Below are 20,373 nucleotides of genomic sequence, written 5' to 3' on the forward strand. Positions count from 1 at the left end.
CTGTGGATCCGGGAGGGCGGGAGGCCAGGCCTGTGGAAATCCCCCGGGTCACCACCTGCTTCTCGCCGGCTCACCACCTGCTTCTCGCCAGCTCATCACCCGTTTCTCCGTCCGCTCATCACCCGTTTCTCCGTCCGCTCATCACCTGGTTCTCACCTGCTCACCACCCGGTTCTCGCCTGCTCACCACCCGGTTCTCGCCTGCTCATTGCCTTTGTGGTCACCTGGTCATCGCCTAGCTGAGAAGTCACGCTGCTGAGCGCGAGGCACAGAACTGGCGCATGCGACGTGCGGCAGGCCCACGAAGCGTGGTTACGCGGGGGCAGGGGCCCGCACAGACCACGCCGATCACGGAGGCGGGACCCGCACAGACCACGCCAATCGCAGGAAACGGGACCCGCGCAAACCACGCCGATCACAGGAAACGGAACCCGCACAGACCACGCCGATCACAGGAAACGGAACCCGCACAGACCACGCCGATCACAGGAAACGGAACCCGCACAGACCACGCCGATCACAGGGAACGGGCAGGAGCGGGGTCTGGTGGAGGCCAGGCCCCGGTGGTGAGCGGAGGGTGGAGGGGCAGGCCCCAAATGGCAGGCCCGGAGCGGGATGTGCGGGACCGAAGGGCGGGTGCGGGCCAGGTGGTGCCGCGCAGGCGGCCCACCAGGCTTTCGACTGTGCGGCGTGGTCAGGGGCGGTGTTCGGCGATGCGGGCGAAGGCTTGGATGTCGAGTTGCTCGCCGCGCGCCGACGGGTCGACGCCGGCCGCTCTCAGCGCGCGTTCCGCGTCCGCGGCGCTGCCGGCCCAGGTCGCGAGGGCGGCGCGGAGGGTTTTGCGGCGTTGGGCGAAGGCGGCGTCCACCACCTCGAAGACTTCCTCGCGGGTGGCCGTGGTGGGCGGCGGGTCGCGGCGGACGAGGGAGACCAGGCCGGAGTCGACGTTGGGTATGGGCCAGAAGACGCTGCGGCCGACGGGCCCGGCCCTGCGCACGTCGGCGTACCAGGCGGCTTTGACCGACGGAACGCCGTACACCTTGGAGCCCGGCCCGGCGGCGAGGCGGTCGGCGACCTCCGACTGCACCATGACCAGCCCCTTGCGCAGCGAGGGCAGCACCTCCAGCAGGTGCAGCACCACCGGGACGGCCACGTTGTACGGGAGGTTCGCCACGAGCGCGGTGGGCCGGTGGCCGGACAGGTCGCCGGGCGTGACCTTCATCGCGTCGGCGTTGACGACCGTGAGGTTTGCGGCATCGGCGCGCTCGGCGACGGTGATGGGGAGCTGGGTGGCGAGCACCGGGTCGATCTCGACGGCGACCACGTGAGCGGCCGACGGCAGCAGCGCGAGGGTGAGCGAGCCGAGGCCGGGCCCGACCTCGATGACGACGTCGTCGGGTGAGAGGTCGGCGACGCGGACGATGCGCCGGACCGTTCCGGCATCGATCACGAAGTTCTGCCCGAGCTTCTTTGTCGGACGAAGATCTAGCTTGTCCGCCAAAATACGTATTTCTGCAGGGCCCAACAGCCTCATCATCCAACCAGTCTCCCGCATGAAGAACGTGCGATGGCGCGTGGGGAGATCAAAGGAGAGGATGGCGGGGAACAGGAAGGGACGTCCCTCATGGAGCCAACGGGCGCCGCGCCGCTCCGGCCGACCGACTTACGGGAGATCGGGCCGTACCGGCTGCTGGGCCGCCTCGGCGAGGGCGGCATGGGGACCGTGTTCCTCGCCAAGGCACCGACCGGGCGTTTCGTCGCGGTCAAGGTGGTGAAGGCGGCGTACGCCGATCAGGAGGGGTTCGCGGCACGCTTCCATGCCGAGGTCGAGAACGCCCGGCGGGTGGCGTCGTTCTGCACGGCCCAGGTGCTCGGCAACGGCACCACCGCCGACGGCCGGCCGTACATGGTGACCGAGTACATCTCGGGCACTCCCCTGTCCGCGCAGATCGCGAACCACGGGGCGCTCGACCCCGGGCCGCTGCACGGCGTCGCGCTGGGCGTGGCGGCGGCGCTGGCGGCGATCCACGTGGCCGGGCTGGTGCACAGGGATCTCAAGCCGGCGAACGTGATCCTGTCCATCTCCGGGCCGCGCGTGATCGACTTCGGAATCGCGCGGGCGCTCGATCGCGAGACGGGGTTCACGCTGTCCGGCGAGCTGCTGGGCAGTCCGGGGTGGTGGGCTCCCGAGCAGGTACGCGGTGAGCCGGTCAGCCCGGCGGCCGACATCTTCGCCTGGGGCTGCCTGGTGGCGTACGCCGGGAACGGGCGCCACCCGTTCGGGCGCGGTGACCCCGTCACGCTGGCGCACCGGGTGCTCAACACGCCGCCCGACCTGGGGGCGCTGCCCGCTCCGCTCAACGACCTCGTACGCCGGGCCACCTCCATGGACCCCGCCCTGCGGCCCAGCGCGCAGGATCTGCTGATCGCCCTGGTGGGCGGCACGCCGGCGACCGCCGCCGCTCCGGCCGATCCGCCGACGCTGGTGGCGACCGAGATGCTGGGCGAGTGGGAGCCGCCCCGGAACGTCCTCGACGAGGCGGACGCCACGGCCGCTTTCCCCACCCCGCCCCCGCGTGCTGCGGCGGGCGCCCCTCCAGGTGGCGGCGCGCGGCCGACCGTGCCGCCCGCGTCTTTCGGCGCCGCCGCTTCGGACGCTCGGTCGGGCCAGGCGTCCGCCGGGGAGCGGGCGCGGCAGGAGGAAGTGGCGGCCAGGCGGGAGCCGGGCGTCCCACGTCCCGGGCGAAAGTCAGGCACGGAAACGCTTCCGGGGACGCCGCCTCCGCTCGCCCCGGCCGACGAACCCGACACCCTCGACGGCACCCGTACGCCGGGCACGCGCCGGCTCATCGCCGCCGCGGCGGCCGTGGCGGCGATCGTCGTGACGGTGGCGGTACTGGTGGCGACGTCCGGGCGCGACACCGCCGTCACCGCGAATCCCGGCGCCCCCTCCCAGGTCGCGGGCAGCGGGCGGCCCGATGACGTGGGACGCAGGTTCGCCCTGGGCCCCGGCTTCGATGATCCGGTGGCGATCGTCCCGGAGGCGCCGCAGTGCGGACTACGGACGTACCAGGACATGACGGCCACCAAGGGGCAGCTCTGCGTGATCCGCTGGACGATGATCAACCCGAGCGGGACACGGCGGAAGCTGATCCGGCCCGTGGTGACGATGGTGGACGATCGGGGCGCCGAGCACGGCGCGGCGGCTTTCGCGCTGCCTCCGGCGATCCCTCCGGGCGGGCGGCTGGACAGCGCGTTCGTGTTCGACCTGGCCCCGTACCGCAAGCCGGTGAAGATGACGGCGGCCATGCTCCGGGACGGCCGCCAGATTGAGGTGGCCCTGGGGTGATCAGGAACGCTGTGCTCTTGGTGGCGCTGGTGCTGGCGATCACGCCGGTGACCGCCGCCTACTCGTCCCATGGACGGACGGCGGCAGCGGAGCGTGCCGCGTGCGCCGGTGACGCCGACTTCGACGGTGACGGGGCAGGCGATGTGGTGGCCGGTGACCCGTTCGGGGACGGGCAGAAAGGGGCCGTGCACGTTCTCTCGGCGGGCGAGGTCGTGCCGGTCACGGTGCCGGGCGCGGCGCGGGGCGACGGGCTCGGCTGGTCGGTACGGCTGGCGCAGCTCAACGGCGACTCCTGCGCCGACCTGGTGATCGGGGCCCCGTACGCGGACGTGGACGGCGTGGAGGACGCCGGCGCGGTGTTCGTGGTCTACGGCGGCCGGGTCGCGGCCCCGCAGCGGCTGACCGCGCCGCGCCCGCAGCGGTTCGCCCACTTCGGCTGGTCGCTGGCCGCCAAGGGCGACCTGGTGGCGATCGGCGCGCCGTACGAGGACGAGGGGGACCTGCCCGACACCGGAGCCGTGTACGTCCGCAAGGGCGCGGGCGAGCTGCGCCGCATCAGTCAGGAGAGCGTGGGCGTGCGGGGCACCGGCGAGGCGGGCGACCAGTTCGGCTGGTCGCTGGCGTTCGGCCCGAAGAACGCGCTGGTCGTCGGCGTCCCGTACGAGAACGACGACGGCCTGGGCCGCCAGGTCGAGGACGGGAGGATCGATTCGGGCGCGGTGGTGTTCATCGACGACGTGCTGGCGGCGAAGCTCACCTCGCAGAAGCGGGACTCCCCGACCGGCGTCACCGGCGACCGGTACGGCTACGCGGTCGCCTACTCCGAGGGCTCCGGGTACGCGATCGGCGCCCCCGGCCCCGGGTACGTCGATCTGCTCGGCACGGACAGGAAGCCCCTGCGGCGGGTGGCGCAGGAGGGCGGGCAGGCGTTCGGCTTCTCGCTGGCGGCCTCGGCGGACGGGCGGCTGGCGATCGGCGCCCCGTACGGGGGCGGCGTGCGGGTGATCTCGTGGAAGAACGAGGCCGAGGACCGGCGGCTGGAGGACGCGGGTGGGCTGTTCGGCTGGTCGGTGGCGTTCAGCGGGAACAGGCTGTACGTGGGCCAGCCGGACGCGCGGCCGTACGGGCGGGTCGCGGTGGCGGGGCGCAACGCCGAGACGTTCGACCCGCTGCAGCCGCAGCAGGGCGCCGACTTCGGCGCCGGCCTCGCCGGCTGAGCGGGATCAGGCAGCGGTCACGAGCCTGGCCGAACCGGGATCAGGCGGCGGTCACGAGCCTGGCCGAACCGGGATCGGGCAGCGGTCACGAGGCTGGCCGAACCGGGGTCGGGCGGCGGGCAAGAAGGGTCAGGTCGTGTGGAAGAGACGGTCGCCGCACGCCGGCCACACGCCCTGCCACCTCCCGCCGACCTGCCGATACAGCACCTGCGCCCGATACGTCTGCTCCTCCTCCGGCCACTCCGACGGCAGCCCCATGCCGCCGACCGACCTCCAGACGGGCAGGCTGAACTGGTACATCCCGTAGTAGGGCCCGTCCGGGTTGTACGCCTCGGGGTCGCCGCCGGACTGGCAGCCGGCCAGCGCCTCCCAGTCGAGCCTGGCCACGTCGCGCGGGATGGTCACGGTACGCGGCGGCGCGACCCTGATGACGGTCCCCTCCTCGGGGAAGCTGTCGAGCGGCGGATCGACGAGGTAGCCGCGCCGTGCCCGGATGCCGTGCTCGCGGAGCACGCCGCGCACGGTCTTGGCGGTGGTCTGCGCGGTGCGCCGGGTGTTGCCGGTCACGACGTGCACTTTGCGCAGGGTGTAGAAGGTCAGCGCCATGCCTTCGAGCGGCACCTCGTACGCGGGGGGCGCGGACAGCCGCCCGGCGGCGGGGGTGAGGTCGAGCTCGGCGAGCGCGTCGCCGACGTTGGTGGCGGTGACGAGGTGGGTGGTGGTCCGGCCGTCGAGGGTCAGCGTGATGGGGCGGGCGCGGCGCACCTCGATGGTGGTGCCGTCGGTGACCTCTTTGTGCGCGGCGGGGCGTACGACGTCGCCGGCTGCGAGCCGTACGCCGGTGTCGTCGAGCACCTCCCCGACGGTGGCGGCCATGGCGTGCACGGGCCTGCGTTCGCCGTCCACGACGACCGTGACCTCTTTGACCAGGAGCGAGACGGTCACGAGCGTTCCGACGGCCAGCGCGCCGGCCGCGCAGACGACGGGCGTCCACGGGGAACGCCACGGGATGGGTGGGCGGGGCGCACGCCTCTTTCCTCGCAACGGGCCACCTCCGATAGCAGGAAACGGCCCGAACGCTAGCGAGGACGCGACGAACGCCCGCGTGACTTCACCGGAATATGGTCACCACTCGCCGAAGACCGTGACTCCGTTGGCGCTGATCGCCTCGCACAACCGGTCGGGATGGACGTTCTTGACCTCGGCGAGGCAGCGCAGGGTGAGCGGGATGAGGTAGGGGGCGTTGGGCTTGCCGCGGTGCGGGACCGGCGGCAGGTAGGGGGCGTCGGTCTCGACCAGCATCAGCTCGGGCGGCGCGACCGCGGCGGCCTCGCGCAGGTAGTGGGCGTTCTTGTACGTCACGGGCCCAGAGAACGACATGAAATATCCGGCTTCGACGCACTTCTTGGCCATCTCGGCGTCACCGGAGAAGCTGTGGAACACCACCACGTCCGGCGCGCCCTCGGCGGCCAGCACCTTCAGCACGTCGTCGTGCGCCTCGCGGTCGTGGATGACGAGGGCCTTGCCGGTGCGCTTGGCGATCTCGATGTGCGCGCGGAAGCTCGCGTGCTGGTCGTCCTTGCTCGCCCAGTCACGGTAGTAGTCGAGGCCGGTCTCACCGACCGCCCGCACCTCGGGCCGCCGGGCCAGCTCCTCGATCTCCGCGAGCGCCTCGGGGGTGGCGGCGTGGGCCTCGTTGGGGTGGATGGCCACCCCGGCGTACACGCCCTCCTGCCCGGCCGCGGCGTCGGCGTTCCAGCGCGAGGAGGTCAGGTCGTAGCCGATGGTGACGAGCCGCGTCACACCGACCGCGCGGGCGTCGGCGAGGATGCTGCGCACGCTGGCCTCGGCCGCCTGAGCGGCCTGCGCGACCGGGTCGCCCGATGACGCCTGCCGGTCGCCCACCATGATGTCGAGGTGGCAGTGGCTGTCGAAGACGGGCGAGGAAAGCGGCTCTGGCGCGGCGGGAAGCTTGCTCACGGGATCTACGGTAGCCCCGCCGCGCCGTGGCGGCTCACTCGGCCAGCCGGGCCAGCTCCTCGTCGACGACCTTCGGGTCGAGCTTCTTGAACAGCGGCGACGGCGGCGCGAGCGGGGTGCCGGGCTTGATCGGCCGGTGCTCCCAGCGGGCGGCGCCGTCGTAGTCGCCGGTGATGACGGGGTACGGCGTGCCGCCGTCCTCGTCGACCTCGCGGATCTCCGGCATGCCGGACCAGACGCCCTCGCCGCCCAGCATGGCGTAGACCTTGTTGGACGAGCTGGGCAGGAACGGCGTCAGCAGCGTCTTGGCGTCGTCGACCACCTGCAGCGCGACGTGCAGGATCGACTTCTGCCGCTCGGGGTCGTCCTTGAGCTTCCACGGCTCCTGCTCGGCGAGGTACTTGTTGGCCTCGCGGATGACGTCGAACGCCTCGGTGATGGCGTTCTTGAAGCGGGAACGGCTGAGCTCGGCGCCCACGGGGCCGAAGGCGTTGCGCGAGCGCTCCAGCAGGGCGCGGTCGGCGTCGGTGAGCTGCCCGGCCTCGGGCACCGCGCCGAAGTTCTTCGCCGCCATGGAGATCGAGCGGTTGACGAGGTTGCCCCAGGCCGCGACCAGCTCGCCGTTGTTGCGGTTGACGAACTCCTGCCAGGTGAAGTCGGTGTCCTGGTTCTCCGGACCGGCGACGGCGATGTAGTAGCGCAGGGCGTCGGCGTCGTAGCGCTCGAGGAAGTCGCGGACGTAGATGACGACCTGGCGTGAGGAGGAGAACTTGCGGCCCTCCATGGTCAGGAACTCGCTGGAGACCACCTCGGACGGCACGTTGAGCGCGCCGAGCGAGCCGGGCGTGCCGTTGCGGGCGCCCTGGCCGTTGTAGCCGAACAGCATCGCCGGCCAGATCTCGGCGTGGAAGACGATGTTGTCCTTGCCCATGAAGTAGTAGCCGCGCGCGTCGGGGTTCTGCCACCACTGGCGCCAGGCGTCGGGGTCGCCGGAGCGCCTGGCCCACTCGATGGAGGCCGACAGGTAGCCGATGACCGCGTCGAACCACACGTACAGGCGCTTGTTGGGCTGGTCGCGCCAGCCGTCGAGCGGGATCGGCACGCCCCAGTCGAGGTCGCGGCTGATGGCCCGCGGCTGGAGGTCGCCGAGCAGGTTGAGCGCGAACTTCAGCACGTTGGGCCGCCACTCGCCCTGCTTGGACTGCAGGTAGGAGCCCAGCACCTCGGAGAAGGCCGGCAGGTCGAGCATGAAGTGCTCGGTCTCGACGAACGTCGGCGCCTCGCCGTTGATGCGGCTCTTGGGGTTGATGAGCTGGATCGGGTCGAGCTGGTTGCCGCAGTTGTCGCACTGGTCGCCGCGCGCGCCGTCGTAGCCGCAGATGGGGCAGGTGCCCTCGATGTAGCGGTCCGGCAGCGTACGGCCGGTGGACGGCGAGATGGCCCCCATCGTGGTCTTGGGGATGATGTAGCCGTTGTCGTAGAGACCCTTGAAGATCTCCTGCGTGACGGCGTAGTGGTTCTTCGTCGTCGTCCTGGTGAACAGGTCGTAGGACAGCCCGAGCCCGGTCAGGTCCTCGGCGATGACGCGGTTGTAGCGGTCGGCGAGCTCCTTCGCCGTCACGCCTTCCTTGTCGGCCTGCACCTGGATCGGGGTGCCGTGCTCGTCGGTGCCGGACACCATCAGCACCTTGTTGCCCGCCATCCGCTGGTAACGGCTGAAGACGTCGGACGGCACGCCGAAACCGGACACGTGCCCGATGTGACGGGGGCCGTTGGCATAGGGCCAGGCAACGGCGGTCAAGATGTGCTGGGACATGGTTCCAAGCCTACGGGGTGGTTGGCGATCGTTTGTTCCGCGACTCCCTGTCCGCGGCGGGGCGCGTGCCGCCGGAAGCGGAACCCGCGGGGCACGCGCGCGCCGGCGCGCGGACGGTCATCGCTTGGTGGTCGGCTCTTCGAGCGAGATGGCCGCGGCGGCCTCCTCGGCAGCGGCGGCGGCGTTGTCGACGGGCGTCTCGCGGGTGCGGCGGATGCCGAGGATGCTGATGAACAGCGAGGCGAAGATGGTCTGGAAGCTCATGATGAGCGCGGTCGCCGAGGGCACGACGATGCGCAGCGACTCGCGCGGGTCGAGCTCGCCGAAGCTGCGCACCTGCCAGTGGACGAGCGACATGACCAGGCCGATGAGACCGGCGAGGGCGAGCAGGCCGCCCGCGACCAGGCCCTTCTCCAGGCTCACCATGTCGATCAGCCTGCGGATGCGCGGCGACTCGGGCAGGAAGCCCTCCTCGGCCGCGTAGACCTTGGTGAAGACCGCGAACAGCGCCGCCTGGAAACCGATCACCACCAGGGCGGATGTGCCGACCAGGGTGTCGACGTCGAAGGCGAGCTCGCCGATCTCGACCGGGCCGAACGTCAGCGCGGTGCCGGCCACCAGGCCGATCAGCATCATCACCACGCCGGGGTAGAAGAACAGCCACTTGGGGCTGTAGAGCAGCAGGAAGCGCAGGTGGCGCCAGCCGTCGCGCCAGGAGCGCAGGTGCGGCGGGCGGGAGCGCCCGTCGGGCGAGAGCGTGGTGGGCACCTCGCGCACGTCGAGGCCGGCCAGCGTCGCGCGGACCACCATCTCGGAGGCGAACTCCATGCCGCCGGTCTGGAGCTGGAGCTTCAGGATGGAGTCGCGGCGGAAGCCGCGCAGCCCGCAGTGGAAGTCGCCGATCTTGGAGGGGAAGAACAGCCGCCCGATGAACGACAGCACCGGGTTGCCGAGGTAGCGGTGCAGCGGCGGCATGGCGCCGGGGGCGATGCCGCCCTTGAAGCGGTTGCCCATCACCAGATCGGCGCCGTCGCGGAGCTGCTCGACGAACGGCATCAGCGCGGTGAAGTCATAGGAATCGTCGGCGTCGCCCATAATGACGTATTTGCCGCGAGCCGCCCTGATGCCCCCCATGAGGGCGTTTCCATAGCCCTTTTCATCGACATGGACAACGCGGGCACCGGCGTCGCGGGCGAGCTGCTGGGAGCCGTCCGTGCTGCCGTTGTCGGCGATCAGCACCTCGCCCTCGATGCCGTGCTCCTCCATGCACGCGAGCGCTTTGCGCACACAGACTTCCACGGTCTCCGCCTCGTTGAGGCAGGGCATGACCACCGTCAGTTCCACGTGTCTACCCTTCAGTTAAGGCTCTTCCAGTGAACCATGATGCCTTGAACGTAACGGTGGTCGGGCACGGACCCGAAAACGGCTGGCATTCTTTACAACATGGTGAGCGTCGCGGAGATTACCCCTGTGGACCACTCCGCCCCAGGTCGGGCAGCACGTGCGCTGTCCATGCTGCGCAGGCATCGGGTGTTCGCCGCGGCCTTCGGCGCCGGTGCCGTGCTGCGGCTCATCACCATGCTCGGCTACGGGCCGGCGATGTGGTTCAACGACTCCTACGAGTACGTCTCGGTGGCGCTGCACCCGCGGCCGCACCCCATCAGGCCCGACGGCTACAGCTTCTGGCTGCTGCTGCTGAAGCCGTTTCACAGCTTCACGCTGGTGGTCTTCACCCAGCACCTCATGGGCCTGGCCACGGCCTGCCTGATCTACGCGCTGCTGCGCATCAAGTTCCGGCTGCCGAAGTGGGGGGCCACGCTGGCGGCCGCGCCCGTGCTGTTCGACGCCTACCAGATCCAGCTCGAACAGCTCGTGATGTCCGACACGCAGTTCACGCTGCTGGTCGTGGGCGTGATCACGCTGGTGCTGTGGAAACGCCGGCTGTCGTGGAAGGCGGGCGTGGTCGTCGGCCTGCTCCTGGCGCTCACCTGGCTGACGCGTTCCATCGGTCTGCCGATCCTCGCGCTCGTGGTGCTCTATCTCCTGGTCAAGCGGACGGGATGGCGGCCGATCACGGCGGTGGTGACGGCGTGCGCGGTGCCGGTCATGGCGTACATGGGGTGGTTCGCCGCCGTTCACGGGAAATTCGCCATGACCAACAGCGACGGGCTGATCCTCTACATGCGCACGGCGATCTTCGCCGACTGCAACAAGATGAACATCGACAAGTACAAAGAGGTCCAGCTCCTGCTGCTGTGCATCAACGACCCGATCAGCCAGCGCAAAGACTACGCGCAGTGGTACCTGTGGGGTCAGGGCAACGGCGACGGCACCGGCACCGGCGAGGTGCTGCACCGGTGGGGCGCCGACAAGAAGTGGAGCGAGATCACCAACGAGGCGGCCAGCGCGTTCGCCACGCGGGCCATCCTGTCGCAGCCCGGCGACTATCTGAAGGTGGTGGCGCGCGACTTCTTCCGCTCGTTCCACTGGGCCAGGCCGCGCTTCCCCGACGAGTCGACGTACAACATGTACCAGTTCAAGCCGTACGTCGAGATCGACGGCAACGGCCAGCCGAAGCGGCTGCCGAAGTGGGCCTCCTACGCGGGCGGCCGCACCGACACCGACGCGTTCGCCTACGAGCAGGGCCCGCCGGAGACCCGCATCGTGCACCCGTGGGCCGACATCATGAGCGCCTACCAGAAGGTGGTCTACCTGCGCGGCATCATGCTCGGCGGCATCCTGCTCATCGGCCTGTACGGCGTGGTCGTGCGCTGGCGCAGGTTCGGCGGCCCCGTGGTGCTGCCGTGGCTGGGCGCGATGGGCCTGCTGCTCGCGCCGGCGGCGACGGCCGAGTTCGACTACCGCTACGTGCTGCCCGCCGTCCCGCTGGCCTGCATCGCCGCGGCGATCACGCTGCGCCGCGGCGTCACGTGGCCGAGGTGGTCGAAGTGGTCACCCAAGAGGACAGCAGCATCCGAGCCCAGTACTGTGCGTGCGTGACGGCCTCGGCGCTCAGCACGGGCGACAGCCACCAGAAGTTGACGAGCACGATGAGCGCGAACGCGCCGACGACCGCGGCCCCGACGGCCCGCCTCGTGGGCGCCGCCGAGCTCCGCCCGAGCACGAGCCCGGCCATGAGCACCACGGCCAGCACCATGAACGGCAGCACGGGCGCCATGTAGAACAGGTACATCGTGCGGTTGTCGGCGACCGCGTAGTAGAACCACGGCAGCCAGCCGGCGGCGTAGCCGAGCAGCACGGCCCCGGCCCGCCAGTCGCGGGTGGCGACGTACCACGCGATGAGGCCGATCAGGGCGATGGCCGAGCCGTACCAGAGCGCGGGGGTGCCCACGCCGAACACGGCCTGCGAGCACTCGGCGGCGCCGCAGCCGCCCTTGTCGCCCTCGTAGTAGAAGGCGACGGGCCGCAGCAGCAGCGGCCAGGTCCACGGCTCCGACATGTAGGGGTGCGGCGTCTGCAGGTTGCTGTGAAAGCCGAGGACCTCCATGTGGTAGTGGAACCACGAGCGGGCCGAGTCGACGACGAAGTGCACCGGGCTGCCCGAGGCGGCCTGGTCCCAGTTGCGGCCCCAGCCGCGCGAGGTGGCGAACCAGCCGGTCCACGAGGCCACGTACATCAGGGCGGGCGCGAGCGCGAAGGAGCCGAGCGCGCCCGGCGCGTCGTAGGCGAACGCCCCGCGGTAGGGCTCGCGCGCCCCCGTCGCCCGCCTGGCCCCGGCGTCCCACATGAGCGACAGCACGGCGAAGGCCAGCAGGAAGAAGATCCCCGACCACTTCACAGCGCAGGCGGCGCCCAGGCACACTCCGGCGGCCAGCCGCCACGGCCGCCATCCGAGGCGAGGCCCGCGCAGCGGCTCGGGCGCGTACCGGTCGGCGAGGCGCGTCCGCGCGTGATCGCGGTCGGCCACCAGGCAGGCGAACCCGGCCAGCACCCAGAACATCAGGAAGACGTCGAGCAGCGCCGTGCGCGAGAGCACGAAGTGCAGGCCGTCCAGCGCCAGCAGCAGCCCGGCCAGGCAGCCGAGCAGCGTCGAGCGGGTCATCCTGCGCGCCACCCTGGCCAGGATCAGGATGGACAGGGTGCCGGCCAGGGCCGCGGCGAAGCGCCAGCCGAACGGGTTCATGCCGAACAGCCACTCGCCCACGGCGATCATCCACTTGCCGAGCGGCGGATGCGCCACGAACGACGCGCAGTCATCCGGCTGGGCGCACTGGCGGAAGATGTCGAGGTTGCCGGCGAGCAGCCGCCGGTCGGCGATCGGGTTCTCGGCGTCGCCGAGCATGCTGCGCTCGACGCCCTCGACCAGCAGCGAGTAGGCGTCCTTGGCGTAATAGGTCTCGTCGAAGACGACGGCCCTCGGCTCGCCGAGCCTGATGAAGCGGAGCAGGCCCCCGAAGAGGGCGACCGCGAGCGGCCCGAGCCAGCCGGCGAGCGCGCCGCCCTGGAACGGAGGGACCAGCCGGCGCGGTGATAACCCCTGATGACGCACCCTGCGCACCCTAGCCTGCGCCGCCTAGGAGGTGTGACTCCCCCGGTGGACCAGGTCGTACAGCTCCCGTTTGGGCATGCCCGCCTCCTTGGCCACGCCGGCGATGGCGGCGTTGCGCTTCTCGCCCTCCGCGACCCTGCGCTCCACCTCCGCGACCAGCTCGGCGGGGTCGCGCTCCGCCTGGCCCGGCACGTGGCCGGCCACCACGATCGTGATCTCGCCCTTGACGCCGTCCTCCGCCCACGCGGCCAGCTCGCCGAGCCCGCCCCTGCGGACCTCCTCGTACGTCTTGGTCAGCTCGCGGCACACGGCCGCCCTGCGGTCGGGACCGAACGCCTCGGCCATCGCCGCGAGACTGCTCGCCAGCCGGTGGGGCGCCTCGAAGAAGACCATGGTGCGCTCCTCGGTGGCCAGCGCGGCCAGCCTGCGGGCCCGGTCGCCCGGCTTGCGCGGCGGGAAGCCCTCGAAGCAGAACCGGTCGCTGGCCAGGCCGGACACCGCGAGCGCGGTGGTGACGGCGCTCGGCCCCGGCAGCGCGGTGACCGGGACGCCCGCCTCGACGGCCAGGCTGGTGAGGCGGTAGCCGGGGTCGGAGACGCCGGGCATGCCGGCGTCGGTGATCACCACGACCGTGCGGCCCTGCCTGAGTACCTCGATCAGCTCCTGTGCGCGGCCCGCCTCGTTCTGGTCGTAGTAGGACACGACCCGGCCGGTCAGCTCGACCCCGAGGTCGGCCGCGAGCCTGCGCAGCCGCCGGGTGTCCTCGGCCGCGATGACGTCGGCGCTCGCCAGCGTCTCGCGCAGCCGCGGGGACACGTCGCCCACCTGTCCGATGGGCGCTCCTGCCAGCACCAACCTGCCGTTCCCTGTCACCCGACCATTGTGGCAGGGCATCCCAATTGGACCGTGTTTCTTGGGTAACCACCGCTCTGGGGCCCGTACGATGTCCGAATGGCGGTGACCGATTCTCCGTACCAGGGATACGAGCACATGAAGGACCCTGCCCCTTCCCCCGCTCGTTCCGTACGTGATCGTCTCGTGCCTCCCATGCGCGGCAGCGTCCTGTGGGGGTGGATCGGCCCGCTGCTGGTCACGCTCTTCGGCGGGATCCTGCGCTTCATGCAGCTCGGACATCCCAACGCCGTGGTGTTCGACGAGACGTATTACATGAAGGACGCGTACTCGCTGATCACCTACGGCGTCGAGCACGTCACGATCAAGAAGGCCGACGAGGCCGTCATGGCGGGCAGCACCGACATCTTCCAGTCGTGCGCCCCGCAGGAGCTGGACAAGTGCGCCTCGTACGTGGTGCACCCGCCGCTCGGCAAGTGGATGATCGGCGCCGGCGAGTGGCTCTTCGGGCTCAACCCGTTCGGCTGGCGCTTCGCCGCCGCGCTGATCGGCACCTTGTCGATCCTGGTCCTGGCCAGGGTGGCGCGTAGGATGACCCGCTCGACGCTGCTCGGCTGCTTCGCGGGCCTGCTGCTCGCGCTGGACGGCCTGCACTTCGTGCTCTCGCGCACGGCGCTGCTCGACATCTTCCTGATGTTCTGGGTGCTCGCCGCGTTCGCCTGCCTGGTGGTGGATCGCGACCAGGCCCGCGAACGCCTGGCCACCTGGTACGAGACGTCGCCGATCACCGCGCAGGGCCCGTCGCTCGGCATCAGGTGGTGGCGGATCGCGGCCGGGGTGTGCCTGGCCTTCGCGATGTCGGTCAAGTGGTCGGGCCTTGCGTTCCTGGTGGCGTTCGCCGCGATGTCGCTCGCATGGGACCACGGCGCCCGCCGCGCGCTCGGGCTGCGGCAGCCGTACGTGGGGGCGTTCAACAAGGACGTGCCGCAGGCGACGCTGGCGTTCGGCCTGGTGCCGTTCGTGACGTACATGCTGACCTGGATCGGCTGGTTCGCCACCGACTCCGGCTACGGCCGCAACTGGGACCAGGCCACCTCGAGCGGCAACCCGCTGTTCTTCCTCGTCGACTCCATGCGGTCGTGGATCCAGTACCAGTGGCAGGTCTTCACCTTCCACAGCGGGCTGCAGACGCCGCACAACTACATGTCGGAGCCGTGGTCGTGGCCGCTGCTGCTGCGTCCCGTCGCCTTCTACTACGAGGGCAAGAAGGCCGGCTGCGGGGCCGACAACTGCTCGGAGGCGGTGCTCGGCGTGGGCACGCCGGTGATCTGGTTCGGCGCGGTGGCCGCGCTGGTGGCCCTCATCGCCTGGTACGTCTCCTCGCGCGACTGGCGGGCGGGCGCGGTGCTGCTCAGCTACGCGATGGGCTGGCTGCCGTGGTTCTACTTCGCCATCGCCGACAACCGGACGATGTTCCTGTTCTACGCCATCCCCATGGTGCCGTTCATGATCCTGGCGATCACGCTGTGCGCGGGGCTGATCATCGGGCCCGCGACGCCGACGGCGACCGGGGCCATGCCGACGCGGCGCACCGTCGGGGCCGCCGTGGTCGGCGCGTTCGCGCTGCTCGCCCTGATCAACTTCTGGTGGCTGCATCCCGTGCTGACGGGCGAGCTCATCACCTACACGGAGTGGAAGGCGCGGATGCTCTTCGAGAAACGGTGGATATGATCATCTTACAGTCGGCTCGATAGGGATTTCTTAGGTAGTCGCTGTGCAAGACCCAATACGCACTGGTTTCGGTCATCGTCAGGCCCGGGGTCGATACGGCAAACTTCGAGGCATGAGTGCACCGGATGTCACCGCCCTTCTCACCGAGTTGGAGCGATCTCAACCGGATGTGGCCGAGGAGGCCAGGACCGCCGTCGAGTGGCTGACGGGCGGGGAGCCTCTGGAGTCGGTGACCCAGCTCGACGTGTGCGAGTTCCTCTGGTACACGTTGCCGCTCAAGGTCGGCCCGCAGGGCGGCGACCACGAGCGGCTGGCGCGCTCGCTGGGGCAGCTGCTCCGGCTCGGCGGTATGGACCGTTACGCCGATCTGTGCGTGTCGCCCACCACGATGCAGATCCTGCGCACGTACGCCACCGAGGGCGAGGAGGCCGGCACCAGCGCCTATCAGCAGGCTCTCGAGGCCACGGGCGTGCTTCCGCCCGACGTGCCGGAGCTGCAGTGGAGCATGATCATGGGGCCGGAGGAGCTGGGCGCCCACATCGCCTGCTCCGCCGCGCTCGAGCTGGCCATCGTGGCCGGCGAGGACGTCGACCGCACGGCGCTGACCCGGCGCTGGCTCACCGAGCCGCGCGCCGAGCTGGGCGGCGACAGCTGGCTCAATCGCGTGCACGGCGAGCGGCTCAACCGCTGGGTGCTGGGGCGCGGCCCGGCCAGGCGGGAGCTGGCGCAGCCGTTCGAGGTGCGGCTGCACGCCCCCATCAAGCCGCAGCCGCTGCCCGCGCTGCACCGGCTGCTGTCGGTGGCCGCCTCCGGCGAGACGCTGCCGCTGCGGCTCGCGCCGTCGCCCGAGGCACTGCGGCTGCGCGACCTGGCAGAGCGCGAGCTGGGCGCGATCCGCCGCGACGGCGCCAAGCTCACCATCACCGACTACGGGCTGCGGCTGCTGCGCTCGAAGACGGCCATGTGGACGGCGGTCACGCGGCTGCTGCTGGCCAGGGGCGAGCACGAGTTCGAGGTGTCGGCCAGGGAGGCCGCGCTGATGCTGCTCGCGGACGGCACGCTGATGTCGCCGGCCAAGCTCATCGAGCGGGTGGCCGAGGTGGTCGGCGGCGAGGGCTGGCATCCCACGACGAGCGTGGACGACGTCAGGGGCCCGGTGACGGACCTGGTGGCGCAGCTCACGGCGCTGGGGCTGGCGTTCAGCGACGAGCTGGTGGTGCGGATGGACCGTCCCGGCCAGCTCGCGGCGCTGGCGGCGCTGCGGGCCCACGCGCTGCGGCCGAGGAAGTACGTCAGCTCCGGGTGACGGCCCGACACCCCGGGCAAACGGGCGAATACTCCCCGTAGTTACGATTGTCGGGATACGCCCTATGTCGGAGGGGGACCGTCATGGAGCTGTTCCCGCCCATGCCGCTGGCGGAGTGGACCGAGGCAAAGGAGACCTTTCACCGGTTCGCGCAGATCGTGGGGAAGATCAGGCTGGCATCGAGCAACCGGCGCAACCACTGGTGGCAGGTGCCGTTCCACCTGACGGGCCGCGGGCTCACCACGCGGCCCATGGGCGGGCTCGGCGAGCAGCCGCTGTTCTGCGTCGACTTCGACCTCGTACGCCACCGCCTGGTGATCGACGTCTCCGACGGCCGCAGCGCCGAGTTCAGCCTCATCGGCAGGAGCGTGGCCTCGTTCTACCGGCGGCTCTTCGACACCCTGGCCGCGCTGGGCATCCGGCCGGAGATCCGGCCGGTGCCGTTCGACCTCGGCGACGACACGCCGTTCCCGGAGGACACGCTGCACGCCCGCTACGACCCGGCGCTCATCAACCGCTACTGGCGGATCCTGTCGCAGGTCGCGCAGCTCCTCGACAGGTTCGCCGCCGAGTTCGCCGGCAAGACCAGCCCGGTGCACCACTTCTGGCACACCTTCGACATCGCGGTGACCAGGTTCACCGGGCGGGTGGTCAAGGTCTCGCCCGAGGCCGACCCGGTCACGCGGGAGGCCTACAGCTGGGAGGTGATCAGCTCGGGGTTCTGGTTCGGCGACAGAGAGCGCCCCTGGCCGGCGTTCTACTCCTACACCGCGCCGGAGCCCGAGGGGCTGGCCCGCGAGCCGCTGCGGCCCGCCAGGGCCGAGTGGATCCCCGCGCGCGGCAGCCACCTGGCCGTGCTGCGGTATGACGACGTGCGGGTCATGGACGACCCCGTGGGGACCGTGCTGGAGTTCCTGGAGAGCGCCTACCAGGCGGGGGCCCGGCTGACCGGGCTGGACACGGCGGCGCTCGCCTCCCCCGGCGGCGTCACCGACCCTTACTACACGTCGCGGGCCTGAACACGCGTGAGCGCCCGCCCTCCGAGGAGGGCGGGCGCCCGACGTGTGCGTACCGGTGTGCGTGTCGCCTCTCGGCGAAAGGCACAACGCGGCTCCAGCCGAACGGTAGTCCGCGAAGGCAATAGGTGAGGCCCGGGGACACTGGGCACACCGGCCACGCTGTATGTAACCACACCCGGGGCCCTGTCATTCCCTGGCACGCCGAAAGAATCCGGAACTCCAGCCCGGAGCCTGTCTCCCGCGCGCGCAACGCAGACGCCGGAGCAGGAGGCGCGTACCGGACATCATCCCCCGAATTTTCTTCGAGACCTGGCGTCGGGCACTATCGGAAGCGTGCCGTACGCGACGACGCCCGACGGGGTGAAGCTGTCCTACCAGGTCCGGGGCCATGGCGAGCCGCTCGTGCTGCTCCAGGGCCAGGCCAACGAGCATCGCTGGTGGGACTCCGTACGCGACGACTTCGACGCCGCGTACACGACGATCACGCTCGACTGGCGCGGCACCGGCGGCAGCGACAAGCCGGACGAGCCGTACACCACGCGCGGGTTCGCCGCCGACGTGGTGTGCGTGCTCGACGACGCCGGAGTGGAGCGCGCCCACGTCTACGGCACCTCGATGGGCGGGCGGGTCGCCCAGTGGCTGGCCGCCGATCACCCTGCCAGGGTCGGGGCGCTGGTGCTCGGCTGCACCTCGCCCGGCGGCGCCCACGGCATTGAGCGGAGCAACGAGGTCCGCAGGTCGCTCGCGCAGCGCGACCGCACCGCCGCCGAGCGGGCCCTGCTCGAGCTCATGTACACCCCCGCCTGGCTGGCCGGGCACCCTGGCCCGTACCACACGACCGGCGACCCCGGCATGCCCGCCCACGCCCGCCGCCGCCACCTGGCCGCCAGCGCCGAGCACGACGCCTGGGACGCGCTGCCCCGCATCACCGCGCCCACGCTCGTCGTCCACGGCACCGACGACGTCTTCAACCCGGCCGCCAACGCGCCGCTGATCGCCGAGCGCATCCCCGGCGCCGAGCTGCGGCTCATCGAGGGCGCGCGGCATGCGTACTTCGAGGAGTTCCGGCATGTCGCGAGCCCGATGGTGCTGGAGTTCCTGGCCCGGCACCCGCTGAAATGATTCGACAGCCGCGGCCCTGCGTTGCTAGGTTGCGGCCCGTGAACAGCCCCGAGGCGTCAAGACGCCGGCCACCGGTCGTCCGGTGGCTGCTCCGCATCGCCCCCTCCAGGTGAGGGGCCGCTCAGCCATGGGCTGATCCCGAGCACAGCCGTCCGGACCACCGGCGACACAGGTCCTCGCCCAGGGCGCTCCCCTGGGCCGTCCACCGCGCGCCGGGAGCCGGGCTCCCGCGCGCCCTGCCTGTGCCGATCCCTGGATCGGGGTCGCGGAGTTTCACATGCCTTTCGTCATCTATCTGCTCGGGCTGGCGGTCTTCGCCCAGGGAACGTCCGAGTTCATGCTGGCCGGGCTGGTGCCCGGCATCGCCCGCGAGCTGGGCGTCTCCATCCCCGCCGCCGGGCTGCTCACCTCGGCCTTCGCCGCCGGGATGGTGGCGGGCGCGCCGCTCGCGGCCGCGCTGAGCCTGCGCTGGTCCCGGCGGGCCGCGCTGCTGTCCTTCCTGATCGCGTTCCTGCTGGCCCACGTGATCGGCGCGGTCACCACCGACTACGCGGTGCTGCTCGCCACGCGCGTGGTGGCGGCGCTGGCCAACGCCGGGTTCCTCGCGGTGGCCATGGCCACCGCGGTCGCGCTCGCCCCGCCGCATGCCAAGGGACGGGCCACGTCGATCCTGCTCAGCGGGGTCACGATCGCCTGCGTGGCCGGGGTGCCCGGCGGCGCGGCGCTCGGCGGGCTGTGGGGGTGGCGCTCGGCCTTCTGGGCCGTCGCGCTGGCGCTGGTGCCGGCGATCGTCGCGGTGCTGCGGTCGGTGCCGGGCGGCGCCCCCGGCGGCACCGTACGCGGCGAGGCGCGGGCGCTGCGCCGGCCCCGCCTGCTGCTGCTCCTGCTGCTGGCCGCGCTGGTGAACGGCGCCACGTTCGCCACGTTCACCTACCTCGCGCCGCTGCTCACCGGCGTCACCGGGATCGGGCAGGCGTGGCTGCCCGGCCTGCTCGCGCTGTTCGGGCTCGGCTCGTTCGCCGGGGTGACGATCAGCGGCCGGCTCGCCGACACGCGTCCCATGGCGCTGCTGCTGCCCGGCGGGCTCGCGCTGGGCGCGGGATGGGCGGTCTTCGGTCTGGTGGCCGGGGCTCCGTGGCCGGCCGTGGCGCTGGTCTTCGTCCAGGGGACGCTGTCGTTCGCGGTCGGCTCGACGCTCATCTCCCAGGTCCTGTACGCCGCCACCGGCGCGCCCACGCTGGCCGGCGGCTTCGCCACGGCGGCGCTCAACGTCGGCGCGGTGCTCGGCCCCTGGCTGGGCGGCCTGGCGATGGACGCCGGGCTCGGCTTCCGCGCGCCGCTGTGGGTGAGCGCCGGGCTGGTGGCGCCGGCGCTGCTCATCGCCGCCGCCACCCGCCCGTTCCTCAGCCGCCCGCGAACCCAGGTCGAGACCGGCCCGCCCGTCCGGGCAGAGTGAGGATCATGCACGCGGC

The 20,373-nt window shown here is 71.3% G+C and carries 15 protein-coding genes; 8 read left to right on the plus strand and 7 right to left on the minus strand.

What is annotated here, in order from left to right; genetic code table 11:
* Positions 1–693: 693 nt before the first annotated feature.
* Positions 694–1,554: a 16S rRNA (adenine(1518)-N(6)/adenine(1519)-N(6))-dimethyltransferase RsmA gene (gene rsmA, locus ACGFIM_RS35675; protein WP_393210000.1), complete on the minus strand. Its 861-nt coding sequence runs from the start codon at positions 1,552–1,554 to the stop codon at positions 694–696.
* Positions 1,555–1,623: 69 nt separating this feature from the next.
* On the opposite strand from rsmA, the gene ACGFIM_RS35680 reads away from it, so the two are divergent.
* Together ACGFIM_RS35680 and ACGFIM_RS35685 are read left to right on the plus strand one after the other, a co-directional pair.
* Positions 1,624–3,348, plus strand: a complete 1,725-nt coding sequence (locus ACGFIM_RS35680; RefSeq protein WP_393210003.1) for a serine/threonine-protein kinase — start codon at positions 1,624–1,626, stop codon at positions 3,346–3,348.
* Positions 3,345–4,565 (plus strand): hypothetical protein, encoded by a 1,221-nt coding sequence (locus tag ACGFIM_RS35685; protein WP_393210006.1) that lies wholly within the window; start codon positions 3,345–3,347, stop codon positions 4,563–4,565. The genes ACGFIM_RS35680 and ACGFIM_RS35685 overlap by 4 nt, the downstream gene beginning before the upstream one ends.
* A 129-nt stretch (positions 4,566–4,694) precedes the next feature.
* On the opposite strand, the gene ACGFIM_RS35690 is transcribed toward ACGFIM_RS35685, so the two are convergent.
* From ACGFIM_RS35690 to ACGFIM_RS35705, 4 genes are all read right to left on the minus strand, one after another.
* Positions 4,695–5,510 carry a ubiquitin-like domain-containing protein gene (locus ACGFIM_RS35690; RefSeq protein WP_393210009.1) on the minus strand — a complete coding sequence of 272 codons (816 nt, stop codon included), beginning with the start codon at positions 5,508–5,510 and terminating at the stop codon, positions 4,695–4,697.
* Between the two features lie 180 nt (positions 5,511–5,690).
* Entirely contained in the window at positions 5,691–6,545 is an 855-nt protein-coding gene (locus tag ACGFIM_RS35695; RefSeq protein WP_393210012.1) for a TatD family hydrolase, read from the minus strand.
* Between the two features lie 34 nt (positions 6,546–6,579).
* Positions 6,580–8,361, minus strand: a complete 1,782-nt coding sequence (gene metG, locus ACGFIM_RS35700; protein ID WP_393210015.1) for a methionine--tRNA ligase — start codon at positions 8,359–8,361, stop codon at positions 6,580–6,582.
* 117 nt (positions 8,362–8,478) lie between these two features.
* Entirely contained in the window at positions 8,479–9,705 is a 1,227-nt protein-coding gene (locus tag ACGFIM_RS35705; RefSeq protein WP_393210018.1) for a glycosyltransferase family 2 protein, read from the minus strand.
* A gap of 99 nt (positions 9,706–9,804) precedes the next feature.
* On the opposite strand from ACGFIM_RS35705, the gene ACGFIM_RS35710 reads away from it, so the two are divergent.
* Positions 9,805–11,361: a hypothetical protein gene (locus ACGFIM_RS35710; protein WP_393210021.1), complete on the plus strand. Its 1,557-nt coding sequence runs from the start codon at positions 9,805–9,807 to the stop codon at positions 11,359–11,361.
* Here the strand turns inward: ACGFIM_RS35710 and ACGFIM_RS35715 are convergent.
* Together ACGFIM_RS35715 and rsmI are read right to left on the minus strand one after the other, a co-directional pair.
* Positions 11,288–12,871 carry a dolichyl-phosphate-mannose--protein mannosyltransferase gene (locus ACGFIM_RS35715; protein ID WP_393210024.1) on the minus strand — a complete coding sequence of 528 codons (1,584 nt, stop codon included), beginning with the start codon at positions 12,869–12,871 and terminating at the stop codon, positions 11,288–11,290. The two genes, ACGFIM_RS35710 and ACGFIM_RS35715, sit on opposite strands and share 74 nt — an antisense overlap.
* Positions 12,872–12,895: 24 nt before the next feature.
* Positions 12,896–13,765, minus strand: a complete 870-nt coding sequence (rsmI, locus tag ACGFIM_RS35720; protein WP_393210027.1) for a 16S rRNA (cytidine(1402)-2'-O)-methyltransferase — start codon at positions 13,763–13,765, stop codon at positions 12,896–12,898.
* 153 nt (positions 13,766–13,918) lie between these two features.
* On the opposite strand from rsmI, the gene ACGFIM_RS35725 reads away from it, so the two are divergent.
* The 5 genes from ACGFIM_RS35725 to ACGFIM_RS35745 all read left to right on the plus strand — a co-directional run bounded on the left by ACGFIM_RS35725 (position 13,919) and on the right by ACGFIM_RS35745 (position 20,357).
* The gene (locus ACGFIM_RS35725; protein WP_393210030.1) at positions 13,919–15,454 is read left to right on the plus strand and encodes a dolichyl-phosphate-mannose--protein mannosyltransferase; all 1,536 of its coding nucleotides are present in this window, start codon (positions 13,919–13,921) and stop codon (positions 15,452–15,454) included.
* Between the two features lie 112 nt (positions 15,455–15,566).
* Positions 15,567–16,760, plus strand: coding sequence for a hypothetical protein (locus ACGFIM_RS35730; RefSeq protein WP_393210033.1), 1,194 nt, complete (start codon positions 15,567–15,569; stop codon positions 16,758–16,760).
* 83 nt (positions 16,761–16,843) lie between these two features.
* On the plus strand, positions 16,844–17,779 hold the full coding sequence (locus tag ACGFIM_RS35735; RefSeq protein ID WP_393210036.1) for a DUF5996 family protein: 936 nt from the start codon (positions 16,844–16,846) through the stop codon (positions 17,777–17,779).
* A 333-nt stretch (positions 17,780–18,112) separates the two neighbouring features.
* Positions 18,113–18,901 (plus strand): alpha/beta fold hydrolase, encoded by a 789-nt coding sequence (locus ACGFIM_RS35740; protein WP_393210039.1) that lies wholly within the window; start codon positions 18,113–18,115, stop codon positions 18,899–18,901.
* Between the two features lie 277 nt (positions 18,902–19,178).
* Positions 19,179–20,357, plus strand: a complete 1,179-nt coding sequence (locus tag ACGFIM_RS35745; RefSeq protein WP_393210042.1) for a Cmx/CmrA family chloramphenicol efflux MFS transporter — start codon at positions 19,179–19,181, stop codon at positions 20,355–20,357.
* The last annotated feature ends 16 nt before the right edge of the window (positions 20,358–20,373 follow it).

This window comes from Nonomuraea sp. NPDC049309 (assembly GCF_043196965.1).
In the GTDB taxonomy this organism is placed as follows: Bacteria; Actinomycetota; Actinomycetes; order Streptosporangiales; family Streptosporangiaceae; genus Nonomuraea; species Nonomuraea fastidiosa.

Bases quoted from the DNA above. Each gene is read 5' to 3' on its own strand.
- rsmA (WP_393210000.1), bottom strand. From the start codon at position 1,554: ATGCGGGAGACTGGTTGGATGATGAGGCTGTTGGGCCCTGCAGAAATA.
- ACGFIM_RS35680 (WP_393210003.1), top strand. From the start codon at position 1,624: ATGGAGCCAACGGGCGCCGCGCCGCTCCGGCCGACCGACTTACGGGAG.
- metG (WP_393210015.1), bottom strand. From the start codon at position 8,361: ATGTCCCAGCACATCTTGACCGCCGTTGCCTGGCCCTATGCCAACGGC.
- ACGFIM_RS35710 (WP_393210021.1), top strand. From the start codon at position 9,805: ATGGTGAGCGTCGCGGAGATTACCCCTGTGGACCACTCCGCCCCAGGT.
- rsmI (WP_393210027.1), bottom strand. From the start codon at position 13,765: ATGCCCTGCCACAATGGTCGGGTGACAGGGAACGGCAGGTTGGTGCTG.
- ACGFIM_RS35725 (WP_393210030.1), top strand. From the start codon at position 13,919: ATGCGCGGCAGCGTCCTGTGGGGGTGGATCGGCCCGCTGCTGGTCACG.
- ACGFIM_RS35730 (WP_393210033.1), top strand. From the start codon at position 15,567: ATGAGTGCACCGGATGTCACCGCCCTTCTCACCGAGTTGGAGCGATCT.
- ACGFIM_RS35735 (WP_393210036.1), top strand. From the start codon at position 16,844: ATGGAGCTGTTCCCGCCCATGCCGCTGGCGGAGTGGACCGAGGCAAAG.
- ACGFIM_RS35745 (WP_393210042.1), top strand. From the start codon at position 19,179: ATGCCTTTCGTCATCTATCTGCTCGGGCTGGCGGTCTTCGCCCAGGGA.